Genomic DNA, 13,471 nt, shown 5'->3' on the forward strand with positions numbered 1-13,471 from the left:
TCCTCTCAGTGCATCAGCTCAACGGCCATGGCCGTGGCCTCGCCGCCGCCGATGCAGAGCGAGGCGACGCCCCGCTTGCCGCCGCGCTCGGCCAGCGCCGCCAGCAGCGTGACCAGGATGCGCGCCCCGGAAGCGCCGATCGGGTGGCCCAGCGCGCAGGCGCCGCCATTCACGTTCACCTTGTCATGCGGCAGGTCGAGCTCGCGCATCGCCGCCATCGCCACCACAGCGAAGGCCTCGTTGATCTCGAACAGATCGACATCGCCCAGCGCCCAGCCGGTTTTGGTGGCGAGCTTGCGCATGGCGCCAATCGGCGCGGTGGGGAATAAATTCGGGGCGTCGGCATGGGTGGCGTGGCCGACGATCCGCGCGAGCGGGGTGAAGTCGCGCTTTTCGGCCTCCGAGGCGCGCATCAGCACCAAAGCGGCGGCGCCGTCGGAGATCGAGGAGGAATTCGCCGCCGTGACCGTGCCGCCCTGGCGGAAGGCTGGCTTGAGCGTGGGGATCTTGTCGAGCCGCGCCTTGCCGGGCTGCTCGTCGATGCTGACCACCGCCTTGCCGGTCTCCACCGGCACGATCTCACCGGCGAAGCGCCCCTCGGCGATCGCCGCCTGGGCGCGGGTAAGCGAGGCGATGGCGTAAGCATCCTGCGCCTCGCGGGTGAATTGGTAGGCCTGAGCGCAATCCTCGGCGAAGGTGCCCATCAGGCGGCCCTTGTCATAGGCGTCCTCCAGCCCGTCGAGGAACATATGGTCCAGCACCTTGCCGTGGCCGAGCCGGTAGCCGGCGCGCGCCTTCTCCAGCAGATAGGGGGCGTTGGTCATGCTCTCCATGCCGCCGGCCACCACGATCCCGGCGCTGCCGGCGGTGATCAGGTCATGCGCCAGCATCGCCGCCTTCATGCCCGAGCCGCACATCTTGTTCACCGTGGTCGCCCCGGCGGCGAGCGGCAGTCCGGCCTTTAGCGCCGCCTGCCGGGCCGGGGCTTGGCCCTGGCCCGCGGGCAGCACGCAGCCGAACAGGATCTCCTCCACGGCCTCGGGCGCGAGGCGGGCGCGCTCCAGCGCGGCCTTGATCGCGGCGGCGCCGAGATCGGCGGCGGCGACGGTGGAAAAATCCCCCTGGAACCCGCCCATCGGGGTGCGGGCGGCGGAAACGATGACGATGGGATCAGCGGACATGGGACACTCCTGGGATCGTTATTTCGGCGCCATGCGCAGCGCGCCGTCGAGGCGGATGACCTCGCCATTGAGCATGATGTTTTCGATGATATGCGCGGCCAGGGCGGCGAACTCCTCAGGCCGGCCGAGGCGCGGCGGGAAGGGCACGGTGGCGCCCAGGCTGTCCTGCACCGCCTGCGGCATCGCCGCCATCATCGGCGTGGCGAAGATGCCGGGCGCGATGGTGACGCAGCGTATGCCCGAGCGCGCCAGCTCGCGCGCCACCGGCAGGGTCAGCCCCGCCACCCCGGCCTTGGAGGCAGCGTAGGCGGCCTGGCCGATCTGCCCGTCATAAGCGGCGATGGAGGCGGTGTTGATGATCACCCCGCGCTCGCCCTCCGCCCCGGCCTCTTGCCTGGCCATGGCGTCGGCGGCCAGGCGCAGCATGTTGAAGGTGCCGATCAGGTTGATGCTCACCGCGCGGGCGAAGCTTTCCAGCCGGTGCGGGCCGTCGCGCCCGATCACCTTCTCGCCGGGGGCGATGCCGGCGCAGTTCACCAGCCCGTCCAGCCGCCCGAACGCGGCGAGCGCTTTCGCCACCGCCGCCTGGCCATCGGCCTCGGAGGTAACATCGGTGCGCGCGAACACACCGCCAAGCTCGGCGGCCAGGGCCTCGCCGGTTTCGGCGTTGATGTCGGCCAGCGCCACCTTGGCGCCGCGCGCGGCCAGATGCCGCGCCGTGGCCGCGCCAAGGCCGGAGCCGCCGCCGGTGATGAGGAAGACGCGGGAGTCGATCTGCATGGTTCCGTCCTTCGTTTAATGCTGCGCCTGTTTTTCCATCGCCCGCAGCACGAAGCGCTGCAGCTTGCCGCTGGGCGTTTTCGGCAATTGCTCGACGAATTCGATCTCGCGCGGATAGGCATGGGCGGAGAGCCGTTTGCGCACATGCTGGCGCAGCTCCTCGGCCAGGGCCTCGCTGGCCTCAACATCGGGCTTCAGCACCACGAAGGCCTTCACGATCTCGGTCCGCTCCGGGTCCGGCTTGCCGACCACGCCCGCCTCCACCACCGCCGGATGCTCGATCAGCGCGCTCTCCACGTCGAACGGGCCGATGCGGTAGCCCGACGAGGTGATCACGTCGTCATTGCGGCCGACGAAGGAGATCAGCCCATCCGCGCCGAGTTCGGCGATGTCGCCGGTGCGGTAATATTTCGGCCCGAGCGAGGGGGTGTCCTTTTTGTAGTACCCGGTGAACCAGAATAGCGGCGAGGCCGCGAGATCGAGCGCCAGATCGCCCGGCGTGTCGGGGCCAAGCTCATTATCCTCGGCGTCGAGGATCACGGCGCGGAAACCGGGCATTGAGAGGCCAGCCGACCCCGCGCGCTGTTGATGCGCGAGGCCGTGATGGTTGTTCACGACCATGCCCATCTCGGTCTGGCCGTAATGGTCGCAGATCGGCGCGTTGAGCGCGGCGCGGAACCAGCGTACGACCTCGGGGTTGAGCGGCTCGCCGGCGCTGGAGACAGCGCGCAGCTGGCCCTTGAGCGGCGCGGCGGCCTCCATCCCCGCGGCCATGAGCAGGCGGAAGGCCGTGGGCGCGCCCGCGAAATTGGTGATGCCGTGGCGGGCGAGGATGCGGTAGGTGCTCTCGGCCGTGAACGGGCCTTCGTAGAAAGTGGTGGCATGGCCGAGCAGCAGCGGGCCGGTGACGGCGTAATACAGCCCATAAGCCCAGCCGGGATCGGCGATATTCCAGAATTTATCCTCGGGCCGCAGGCCGATGCCCAGCTCCATGTAGAGCCGGAAGGGCAGTAGCGCCCGGATGGACACGGGCACACCCTTGGGCAGGCCGGTGGTGCCGGAGGTGGACATCATTAGAAACAGGTCTTCGCCCTTGCGCATCACCGGCGCGAATTCGGGGCTGGCGGCGGCGAGCGCGGCGGCGAAGTCGATATCGCCCGCGTTCACGCTCTGCCCGCGCGACGGGCGGGCGAGCACGGCCACTTGCGGGCGGTTGGGCACGTCGTCGAGCTTCGGGCGGTTGGCGGGGTCGGTGACGACCAGCTTGGCGCTGGAGGTTTGCAACCGCTGCTCGATGGCCTTGGGGCCGAAGGCGGTGAACAGGGGCTGATACACCGCGCCCGCGCGCCAGGTGCCGAGAATGGTGATCAGCAATTCCGGGCAGCGCGGCAGCATGGCGGCCACCACATCGCCCGGGCGCACGCCCTGCGCGGTGATCATGTTGGCGAAGCGCGCGGTCTGCGCCTTCAGCTCGGCGAAGCTGAGCGACGCGCGCTCGCCGTCGATCCCCTCCCATTCCAGCGCGATGCCGCCCGCTGGCACATGCGCGTCGCAGCATTCCACGCAGACATTGATGCCGGCGTCGAGATCGCCGTGCAGCTTCGCGGCCAGCTCCTCGGGCCGGAAATTGGCGTAATAGCTCGCATAGTCGGGAACCGGGAAGGTGGCGGACATCTGACTTCCTCTGCGGTGTTGTTGCTTTTGGGGCGGCACGGCTCTCGGGCCGTCTGACCCGCAAATTGCGCCAGAAAAACATGGCCGTCGATGACTTCTCTGGCAAAAATCTTTTGGCGATTTTACCATGCCGCCATGTCGGAGACGAATGCCGAGCGGCGGATGATCCGCCCCAGTTTTGTCGAGGAGGCGCTGGATTGCCTGCGCCGCAAGGGGCTACCCGTGGCGCCGGTGCTGGCGGCGGCCGGGCTGGCGGAGCCGCTCGCCGGGCCGGTTTCGGCCGAGGTCTATGGGCGCATGTGGCTGGCCCTGGCCGCGGCGATGCAGGACGAATATTTCGGCCTGGGCGGACGGCCGATGCGCCCGGGCGGTTTCGTGCTGCTTTGCCGCGCCGTGCTGCACTCGGCCACGCTGGAACAGGCGCTGCGCCGGGCGCTGCGCTTCCTGGCCGTGTTGCTCGACGATCCGCGCGGCGAGCTGCGGATGGCGGATGGGCTGGCGGAGGTGGTGCTGCACGATGCCGGGGTGGCGCGCTCGGCCTTCGCCTACCGCACCTTCTGGATCATCCTGCACGGCCTCGCCTGCTGGCTGGCGGGGCGGCGGATTCCGCTGCGGCTGGTCGATTTCCGCTGCGCCGAGCCGCCGGGCGTGGCCGATTACCGGCTGTTCTTCGGCGCGCCGGTGCGCTTCTCGCGCCCGCATAGCCGCATCGCCTTCGATGCCAGTTATCTCGCCCTGCCGGTGCGGCGCGATGAGGCGGCGCTGAAAGTCTTTCTGCGCGCCGCCCCCGCCAACCTGCTGGTGCGCTACCGCTATGATGCCGGGGCGATCGCGGGCATCCGCGCCCGGCTGCGCGAATTGCCGCCCACCGCCTGGCCCGATTTCGCGGCTACCGCGCGGCTGATGCGGCTCTCGCCCTCCACGCTGCGCCATCGGCTGCGCCAGGAGGGGCAAAGCTGGTCCGGGCTGCGTGATGAAATCAGGCGGGACCTCGCCATCGCCGCGCTCACCGGCAGCCGGCGCGGCGTGGCCGAGATCGCGGCGGAGCTGGGCTTTGCCGAGCCCAGCGCGTTCCACCGCGCCTTCCGCAAATGGACCTCGAAAAGCCCCGGCGCGTTCCGGCGCGAGATGTCAGCCCTCGGGCCGGGCCAGTTCGCGCCTTAGTGTTTCCACGAAGCAGCACCCGCCTTGGGCCAGGGCGCGGCCCTTGGCGGAATAGACGATGCCAACCTCGCGGCTGAAGTCGAAATCCAGCATCCGCACCGCCGCGATGCCGCCGCCCGCGAAGCTCTCGGGCATCACCGTCACCCCCAGCCCGGCGCGCACCATGGCCAGGGCCTTGTCGTCATTGGTGGTCTTCAGGGCGAAACTGGGGCGTACCCCGCGCTGCGTGAAATATTGGCTGGTGGCGGCCAGCACCTCGCAATGGCGGCGGATGATCATCGCATCCTTGGCCAGTTCCTCGCCGCGCACGCTGTGCATCTGTGCCAGGCGGTGGCTGTTGGAGGTCACCAGCATGTAAGCCTCGCGGTAGAGCGGCTCCTGCGCCGGGGCGGGGGAGCCGGGGCGCAGCAATGTGAGCGCCAGCTCGATGCGTTCATCGTCCAACCAGGTTTTCAGCTCGCGTTCATTGCCGTCCAGCAATTCCAGCGTCTCCGCGCTCTCCTGCGCAATGTGCCGGCGCACCAGGGCCTCCAGCCGGGCGGAGGGAAAGGTGGACAGCACCCCGACGCGCAGCGTGCGCCGGGGCGCGGCCTGCGAGATCTCGCGCAGGGCGATCTCGTAATCGCGGGCGATGCGCTGGGCATGCACCAGGAAGCGGCTACCCGCCTCGGTGAGCGAGACGCGGCGGCGGTCGCGCTCGAATAATTTCTGCCCGAGCTGCGCCTCCAGCTTGGCGATGCCGGCGGAGAGGGTGGGCTGGGTGACATTCATCCGTCCGGCGGCGCGGGAGAAATTGCCCAACTCCGCTACAGCCAGGAAATAACGCAGGAGATACCAGTCCATGATAGATGTCATCTATCAAAGCGGCAAAAATCTTTCAATTTCATCTTTCATGGCGGAGCCGCTAAGGTCGTGCCCAGAGCACAAAAAGGAGGAACCGCGCATGAGCTTCAGCGCGCAGATGGATTTCGGCCTGAGCGAGACCGCCCTGGCGATCCGCGACACCACCGCCCGCTTCGCGCAGGAGCGCATCGCCCCGATCGCCGCGAAGATCGACGCGGAGAATCATTTCGCCCGGTCGCTGTGGGAGGAAATGGGCGCGCTCGGCCTGCACGGGATCACCGTGGAGGAGGAGGATGGCGGGCTTGGGCTTGGCTATCTGGAGCATGTGCTGGCGGTCGAGGAGATCTCCCGCGCCTCCGCCTCGGTGGGGCTGTCTTACGGCGCTCATTCCAATCTCTGCGTCAACCAGCTTCGCCGCTGGGGCACACCGGCGCAGAAATCGCGGTATTTGCCCAAGCTGATCTCGGGCGAGCATGTCGGCTCGCTGGCGATGTCCGAGGTCGGGGCGGGCTCGGATGTCGTTTCCATGAAGCTGCGCGCCGAGAAGAAGGGCGACCGCTACATCCTGAACGGCAACAAATTCTGGATCACCAACGCGCCGATCGCGGACACGCTGATCGTCTACGCCAAGACTGAGCCCGCCGCCGGGCCGAAGGGCATCTCGGTGTTCATCATCGAGCGCGGGTTCAAGGGCTTCTCCACTGGGCAGAAGCTGGACAAGATGGGTATGCGCGGCTCCGATACGGGCGAGTTGATCTTCGAGGATTGCGAAGTGCCCGAAGAGAACCTGATGGGCCCGCTGAATGGCGGCGTGAAGGTGCTGATGTCGGGCCTCGACTACGAGCGCGCCGTGCTGGCCGCCGGGCCGCTGGGCATCATGCAGGCGGCGATGGACGCGGTGCTGCCCTATGTGAAGGAGCGCACGCAGTTCGGCCAGGCGATCGGCAATTTCCAGCTCATGCAGGGCAAACTCGCCGATATGTACGTGGCGTTGAATTCCGCCCGCGCTTATGTCTATGCCGTCGCCCGCGCTTGCGATGCCGGGTACACCACGCGGTTTGACGCGGCAGGGGCGATCCTGCTCGCCAGCGAAAACGCCGTGCGGGTGTCGCTGGAGGCGATTCAGGCCTTTGGCGGCGCGGGGTATCTGAAGGAGACCGGCATCGAGCGGCTGGTGCGCGACGCCAAGCTCTACGATATCGGGGCTGGCACGAATGAGATCCGCCGCTACCTGATCGGCCGCGAGTTGATGAACGCATGACGCATCTCACCTCCAGCATCGACACGGCCTCCGAGGCGTTTGCCCGCAACGACGCGATCAACCGCGCTTTGGCGGCGGAGCTGCGCGAAAAGGCGGCCGCCACCGGCTTGGGCGGGCCGGAGCCGATCCGCCAGCGCCATGTGGCGCGCGGCAAGCTGCTGCCGCGCGAGCGGGTGGAGCGGCTGCTCGACCCTGGCGCGCCGTTTCTGGAAATCGGACAGCTCGCCGCGGGCGGGCTGTATGACGGCGAGGCCCCCGGTGCCGGGCTGATCTGCGGCATTGGCGTGGTCAGCGGGCGCGAGGTGATGATCGTCGCCAATGACGCCACGGTGAAGGGCGGCGTGTACTTCCCGATGACGGTGAAGAAGCATCTGCGCGCGCAGGAGATCGCGCTCGAAAACCGGCTGCCCTGCGTCTATCTGGTGGATAGCGGCGGCGCCAATCTGCCGCACCAGGCCGAGGTGTTTCCCGACAAGGAGCATTTCGGGCGAATTTTTTACAACCAGGCGAATATGAGCGCGAAGGGCATCGCGCAGATCGCCTGCGTGATGGGCCTCTCCACCGCGGGCGGCGCCTATGTGCCCGCGATGTCGGACGAGACCGTAATCGTGCGCGGGCGCGGGGCGGAGAGCCAGGGCGCGATCTTCCTGGCCGGGCCGCCGCTGGTGAAGGCGGCGACGGGCGAGGTGATCTCGGCCACCGAGCTGGGCGGGGCGGATACGCATGGCCGCAAATCCGGTGTGGCCGACCACATCGCGGTGGATGACGAGCATGCGCTCGCCATCGTGCGCGACATCGTGGCGCGGCTGAACACGCGCAAGACCGTGGATCTCGACCTGGCGCCGCCCAAACCGCCGCGCTACGCGGCTGAGGAATTATACGGCATCATCCCCGCCGATGTGCGCGCGCCCTATGATGTGCGCGAGGTGATCGCGCGCATTGTTGATGATAGCGCCTTGCACGAATTCAAGCCGCTTTACGGGTCGAGCATCGTCACCGGGTTCGCCCGCATCTGGGGCTACCCTGTCGCCATTCTCGCCAATAACGGCGTGTTATTTTCCGAGAGCGCGCAGAAGGCGGCGCATTTCATCGAGCTCGCCTGCCAGCGCCGCACGCCTTTGGTGTTTTTGCAGAACATCTCGGGCTTCATGGTCGGCGGCAAATATGAGGCGGGCGGCATCGCCAAGGACGGCGCCAAGATGGTGACCGCCGTGGCCACCGCCAGCGTGCCGAAATTCACGGTGCTGATCGGCGGCAGTTTCGGCGCCGGCAATTACGGCATGTGCGGGCGGGCTTATGGGCCGCGCTTTTTGTTCACCTGGCCGAATAGCCGCATTTCGGTGATGGGCGGCGAGCAGGCGGCGAGCGTGCTGGCCACGGTGAAGCGCGACGGCATAGAAGCCAAGGGCGGCAGCTGGAGCGCTGAGGAGGAGGCCGCGTTCAAGGCCCAGATCCGCGCCCGCTATGAGGAGGAGGGCAGCCCCTATTACGCTAGCGCGCGGCTTTGGGATGACGGGATCATCGACCCCGCCCAGACGCGCGATGTGCTCGGCCTCGCCATCTCCGCCTCCCTCAACGCCCCCATCCCCGAAGCCCCGCGCTTCGGCCTGTTCAGGATGTGACCCGCATGTTCACGTCTTTGCTGATCGCCAATCGCGGCGAGATCGCACGCCGGATCATCCGCACGGCGCGCCGCCTCGGCATCCGCACCATCGCGGTGTATTCCGAGGCGGATGCCAGCGCGCCCTTCGTGGCCGAGGCCGATGAGGCGCATTGCATCGGCCCCGCTCCGGCGCGGGAGAGTTATCTGCGCCCTGAAAAAATCCTGGACGCGGCGCGCCGCGCCGGGGCCGAGGCGATCCACCCCGGTTACGGCTTTCTCTCCGAGAATGCGGAATTCGCGCAGGCGGTGATCGATGCCGGGCTGATCTGGGTTGGTCCGCAGCCATCCTCGATCCGCGCCATGGGGCTGAAGGACGCCGCCAAGGCGCTGATGCAGCGCGCAGGCGTGCCGGTCACGCCGGGCTATCTGGGCGAGGACCAATCGCCCGAGCGCTTGGCCGCCGAGGCGGCGCGCATCGGTTTTCCGCTGCTCATCAAGGCGGTGGCGGGTGGCGGCGGCAAGGGCATGCGTAGGGTGGAGAGCCTGGAGGAATTCCCCGCCGCGCTCGCCTCCTGCCAGCGCGAGGCGGAGGCCTCGTTCGGCGATGACCGGGTGCTGCTGGAAATCTACGTCTCGCGCCCGCGCCATATCGAGGTGCAGGTGTTCGGTGACGCGCATGGCAATGTCGTGCATCTGTTCGAGCGTGATTGCTCGTTGCAGCGCCGCCATCAGAAGGTGATCGAGGAAGCTCCCGCGCCGGGGATGAGCGAGGCGGTGCGCGAAGCCGTCTGCGCCGCCGCGGTGCAGGCCGCGCGCGCCGTGGCGTATCAGGGGGCGGGGACGATCGAGTTCATCGCCGACGCCTCCGAGGGGCTGCGCGCCGACCGCATCTGGTTCATGGAGATGAACACGCGTTTGCAGGTCGAGCATCCGGTCACCGAGATGGTCACCGGGCAGGATCTGGTGGAGTGGCAGCTCCGCGTGGCGGCGGGCGAGAAGCTGCCGCTGCGCCAGGAGCAGATCAGCCTCACCGGCCATGCCATCGAGGCGCGGCTCTATGCCGAGAACCCGGATACCGGCTTCCTGCCCTCAACCGGCGTACTGACGCATTTCGTGCTGCCCGCGCCGGGCGTGCGGGTGGATAGCGCGGTGGAGCAGGGCGGGGAGGTGACATCGTTCTACGACCCGATGATCGCCAAGCTGATCGCGCACGGGCCGACCCGCGCCGCCGCCGCGCAGAAACTGGCCGGGGCCTGCGGCGCCGCGCAGATCTGGCCGGTGAAGACCAATGCCGCCTTCCTGGCGCGCACGCTGCGGCATGGGGCGTTTCTGGCGGCGCAGCTCGATACCGGGTTCATCGCCGCGCATCTGCCGGAGCTGCTGGGCTCGCCCGAGCCCTCGCCCGAGGTGTTGCAGGCCGCGGCGCAGGCGCGCATCGCCGCGCATGACACCCCGCCCGCGTTGCGCGGATTCCGCCTCAACGCCCCGGCGCGGCTGGAGGTGCGCTTGCAACACGGCGCCACGGTGCATACGGCCCCGGCCGCGCCCTCGGCGCTGCCGGTGCATAATCTGGGTGACGAGACGGTGGTGTTTGCGCAAGCCCGCGCCTTCGCCTTCACCGAGCCCACTGCCGATGATACCGGCCATGGCGGTGGTGAGAGCGGCGGCGCGGTGCTGTCGCCGATGCCGGGGCATGTGCTTTCGGTGGCGGTGGCGCTGGGTGAGACTGTGAAAAAGGGCGCGCCTTTGCTGGTAATGGAGGCGATGAAGATGGAGATGACGCTCGCCGCCCCGTGTGACGGCGTGGTCGCGGAACTCAACGCCGCCCCCGGCGCGCGCGTGGCCGAGGGCGTGCTGCTCCTGCGCCTGGAAACGGAGGGCTGACGTATGGCCGGACGCTATTTCGACGATTTCAACATCGGCGATGAGATCAGGCATGATCTGCACCGCACGGTGACAGAAACCGACAACCTGCTCATCACCACGCTCACTCATAACCCCCAGCCGCTGCATCTCGATGCCGAATATGCCGGGACCACCGAGTTCGGGCGGATCGTGGTGAACGGGCTGTTCACGTTTTCGCTCATGGTGGGCCTCTCGGTGGGCGACACCACGCTTGGCACGCTGGTGGCCAATCTCGGCTACGACGAAGTGGTGATGTCCAAGCCGGTGTTTGTAGGCGACACGCTGCGCGCCGAAACGGTGGTGAGCGCCAAGCGCGAGAGCAAATCCCGCCCCAATGCCGGGGTCGTGGTGTTCACCCACCGCATGTTCAACCAGCGCGGCGAGATGGTGTGCCAGTGCAAACGCACCGCGCTGATGCAGAGGCGTCCGGCATGACCCCGCGCTCCTTCCTGTTCGTTCCCGCCGATGCCCCCGCCAAGATCGCCAAGGCCCAGGCCAGTGGCGCTGATGCCGTGATTCTGGACATTGAGGATTCCGTGGCGCTCTCCGCCAAGCCACAGGCGCGGGAGGTGGCGGCGCAGACCCTGGCCGGACCGCGCGCCGGACCTGAGCTGTGGGTGCGCGTCAACCCGCTGGCTTCGGGCCTAGCGCTGGCCGATCTGGCCGCCGTGATCCCGCACGCCCCCGCCGGCATCGTGCTGCCGAAGCCGGATTCGGTGGCGGATGTGGTCACGCTGGCGCATTATCTCGATGCCTTCGAGGCCGCCGCCGGGCTCGCGCCCGGCCGTACGCGCATCCTGCCGATCGCCACCGAGACGCCCGCCTCGGTGTTCTCGCTCGGGTCCTATGTGAGCGCCGGGCCGCGCCTCGCCGGGCTGACCTGGGGGGCGGAGGACCTGCCCGCCGCGATCGGCGCCACGCAGAGCCGCAACCCGGATGGCTCGCTGAACGATCTCTGCCGCATGGTGCGCTCGCTTTGCCTCGCTGGCGCGGCGGCGGCGGGGGTGCCGGCCATCGAGACGGTGTACCCGGATTTCCGCGACGAGGCCGGGCTGCGCGCCTGGGCCGAGGCTGGCCGCCGCGAGGGCTTCACCGCCATGCTGGCGATCCACCCGGCGCAGGTGGCGGTGATCAACGCCGTGATGACCCCCTCGGCGGCTGACATCGCGGCCGCCCGCGCGGTGATTGCCGCCTTTGCCGCCACGCCGGGGGTAGGGGTGGTGGCGCTGGATGGCAAGATGCTTGATCGACCCCATCTGACACAGGCGCAAAAGACTTTGGCGAGGATGCGGGAGGACTGATCACCCTCTCGCAGCCCCGCGCCGTCCGTCCAAGAGCAAACAGAAAAGAACCCTAGGGAAACAGCGGATGCAGGAAAGTTATGTGCGCGGCGGCAACGAACCGCCGTTGCTGGAAAAGACTATCGGCCAGGCGCTGGATGACGCCGCCGCGAATTGGCCGGAGGCGGATGCGCTGGTCTGCCCGGCCCAGGCTGTGCGACTGAGCTGGCGGGGCTTGCGCGAGCGTGCGGCGCATGTGGCGGCGGGGTTGCTGGCGCAAGGGTTAGAGCCGGGCGACCGTGTGGGCATCTGGTCGCTCAACCGCGCCGAATGGGTGCTCACCCAGTTCGCCTGCGCCCAGGCCGGGCTGATCCTGACCACGGTGAATCCGGCCTACCGGTTGTCGGAGCTGGAATACGCGCTGAACAAGGTGAGCATGAAGGCGCTGATCGTCTCGCCGCCCTTCAAGACCAGCGACTATCCGGGGATGGTCGCCACCCTGGCGCCGGAGCTGGGCGAATGCGCGCCGGGAGCGTTGCGGGCGGCGCGGCTGCCGCATCTGCGCCTGGTCGTGCAGATGGGTGAGGAGATCATGCCCGGCGCGATGTCCTTCGCGGCGCTGGAGACGGCCGGGCGCGCGGCGGGGCTGAACGCGCTGCATGCCGTGGCCGCCACGCTCAAGCCGCATGACGCGGTGAACATCCAGTTCACCTCGGGCACCACTGGCGCGCCCAAAGGGGTGACGCTGAGCCACCACAACATCCTCAATAACGGCTATCTGGTGGGGCGGGGTATGGCGCTCACCCCGGCTGACCGCATCTGCATCCCGGTGCCGTTGTATCACTGCTTTGGCATGGTCATGGGCAATCTGGCGGCGGTGACACATGGCGCCGCCATGGTGTTCCCCGGCGAAGGATTCGACCCCCTGGTGACGCTGCAAACCTGCGCCGATGAGCGCTGCACCGCGCTCTATGGCGTGCCGACCATGTTTATCGCCGAGCTCGACCATCCGCGCTTCGCGGAATTCGACCTCTCGGCCATGCGCACCGGCATCATGGCGGGCAGCCCGTGCCCGATCGAGGTGATGCGCAAGGTGATCAGCCAGATGCATGCGCGAGACATGACCATCTGCTACGGCATGACCGAAACCTCGCCGGTGAGCTTCCAGACCGGGCTGGATGACACGCTGGAGCGGCGCGTCTCCACCGTTGGGCGGGTGCATCCGCATCTGGAGGTGAAGATCATCGACACCGAGGGCAATACCGTGCCCTACGGCACGCCGGGCGAGCTGTGCACGCGCGGCTACGCGGTGATGATCGGCTATTGGGACGATTCCGAGCAGACCGCGAAGGCCAAGGATTCTGAGGGCTGGCTGCATACCGGCGACCTCGCCACCATCGACGGGGAAGGGTTCTGCCAGATTGTCGGGCGGATCAAGGATATGGTGATCCGTGGCGGTGAAAATCTGTATCCGCGCGAGATCGAGGAATATCTTTACCGCCACCCGAAGATTCAGGACGTACAGGTGTTCGGCGTGCCGGACGAGCTGTATGGCGAGGAACTGTGCGCTTGGGTGATCCTGCGCGAGGGCATGGAGATGGAGGCCGAGGAGCTGCGCGCCTTCTGCCGCGGGCAGATCGCGCATCACAAGATCCCGCGCTATGTCCGTTTCGTCGCGGAAATGCCGAAGACGGTAACGGGCAAAATCCAGAAATTCAGGATGCGCGAGGCGATGCTGCGCGCGATGCGTGGCGAGGAGGGGGCGGAGGACGCCCCCTGA

General features: G+C 68.0%; 11 protein-coding genes. 7 read left to right on the plus strand and 4 right to left on the minus strand.

What is annotated here, in order from left to right:
* Positions 1 to 5: 5 nt before the first annotated feature.
* From LI953_RS08065 to LI953_RS08075, 3 genes are read right to left on the minus strand one after another with little or no spacing between them, the layout of a single operon-like run.
* Complete coding sequence (locus LI953_RS08065) at positions 6 to 1,181, minus strand: acetyl-CoA C-acyltransferase (protein ID WP_227075532.1); 1,176 nt, start codon at positions 1,179 to 1,181, stop codon at positions 6 to 8.
* Between the two features lie 18 nt (positions 1,182 to 1,199).
* Positions 1,200 to 1,961, minus strand: a complete 762-nt coding sequence (locus tag LI953_RS08070) for a 3-hydroxyacyl-CoA dehydrogenase (protein WP_227075533.1) — start codon at positions 1,959 to 1,961, stop codon at positions 1,200 to 1,202.
* Between the two features lie 15 nt (positions 1,962 to 1,976).
* Entirely contained in the window at positions 1,977 to 3,635 is a 1,659-nt protein-coding gene (locus tag LI953_RS08075; protein ID WP_227075534.1) for an AMP-binding protein, read from the minus strand.
* Positions 3,636 to 3,770: 135 nt separating this feature from the next.
* Here LI953_RS08075 and LI953_RS08080 point away from each other — a divergent pair, with 135 nt between their 5' ends.
* Positions 3,771 to 4,799, plus strand: coding sequence for an AraC family transcriptional regulator (locus tag LI953_RS08080; RefSeq protein ID WP_227075535.1), 1,029 nt, complete (start codon positions 3,771 to 3,773; stop codon positions 4,797 to 4,799).
* Here the strand turns inward: LI953_RS08080 and LI953_RS08085 are convergent.
* On the minus strand, positions 4,767 to 5,642 hold the full coding sequence (locus LI953_RS08085) for a LysR family transcriptional regulator (RefSeq protein ID WP_227075536.1): 876 nt from the start codon (positions 5,640 to 5,642) through the stop codon (positions 4,767 to 4,769). The genes LI953_RS08080 and LI953_RS08085 overlap by 33 nt on opposite strands.
* Positions 5,643 to 5,742: 100 nt before the next feature.
* Here LI953_RS08085 and LI953_RS08090 point away from each other — a divergent pair, with 100 nt between their 5' ends.
* The 6 genes from LI953_RS08090 to LI953_RS08115 all read left to right on the plus strand — a co-directional run bounded on the left by LI953_RS08090 (position 5,743) and on the right by LI953_RS08115 (position 13,471).
* Positions 5,743 to 6,903 (plus strand): isovaleryl-CoA dehydrogenase, encoded by a 1,161-nt coding sequence (locus LI953_RS08090; protein ID WP_227075537.1) that lies wholly within the window; start codon positions 5,743 to 5,745, stop codon positions 6,901 to 6,903.
* A complete protein-coding gene (locus LI953_RS08095; RefSeq protein ID WP_227075538.1) occupies positions 6,900 to 8,525 on the plus strand; it encodes a carboxyl transferase domain-containing protein in 1,626 nt (541 codons plus the stop codon). The genes LI953_RS08090 and LI953_RS08095 overlap by 4 nt, the downstream gene beginning before the upstream one ends.
* A 5-nt stretch (positions 8,526 to 8,530) precedes the next feature.
* Entirely contained in the window at positions 8,531 to 10,390 is a 1,860-nt protein-coding gene (locus LI953_RS08100) for a biotin carboxylase N-terminal domain-containing protein (protein ID WP_227075539.1), read from the plus strand.
* 3 nt (positions 10,391 to 10,393) lie between these two features.
* Positions 10,394 to 10,846: a MaoC family dehydratase gene (locus tag LI953_RS08105; protein WP_227075540.1), complete on the plus strand. Its 453-nt coding sequence runs from the start codon at positions 10,394 to 10,396 to the stop codon at positions 10,844 to 10,846.
* Positions 10,843 to 11,712 (plus strand): CoA ester lyase, encoded by an 870-nt coding sequence (locus LI953_RS08110; protein WP_227075541.1) that lies wholly within the window; start codon positions 10,843 to 10,845, stop codon positions 11,710 to 11,712. The genes LI953_RS08105 and LI953_RS08110 overlap by 4 nt, the downstream gene beginning before the upstream one ends.
* A 67-nt stretch (positions 11,713 to 11,779) precedes the next feature.
* The gene (locus LI953_RS08115; RefSeq protein WP_227075542.1) at positions 11,780 to 13,471 is read left to right on the plus strand and encodes an AMP-binding protein; all 1,692 of its coding nucleotides are present in this window, start codon (positions 11,780 to 11,782) and stop codon (positions 13,469 to 13,471) included.

It is taken from the genome of Acidocella sp. KAb 2-4, from assembly GCF_020567705.1.
Lineage (GTDB): Bacteria > Pseudomonadota > Alphaproteobacteria > Acetobacterales > Acetobacteraceae > Acidocella.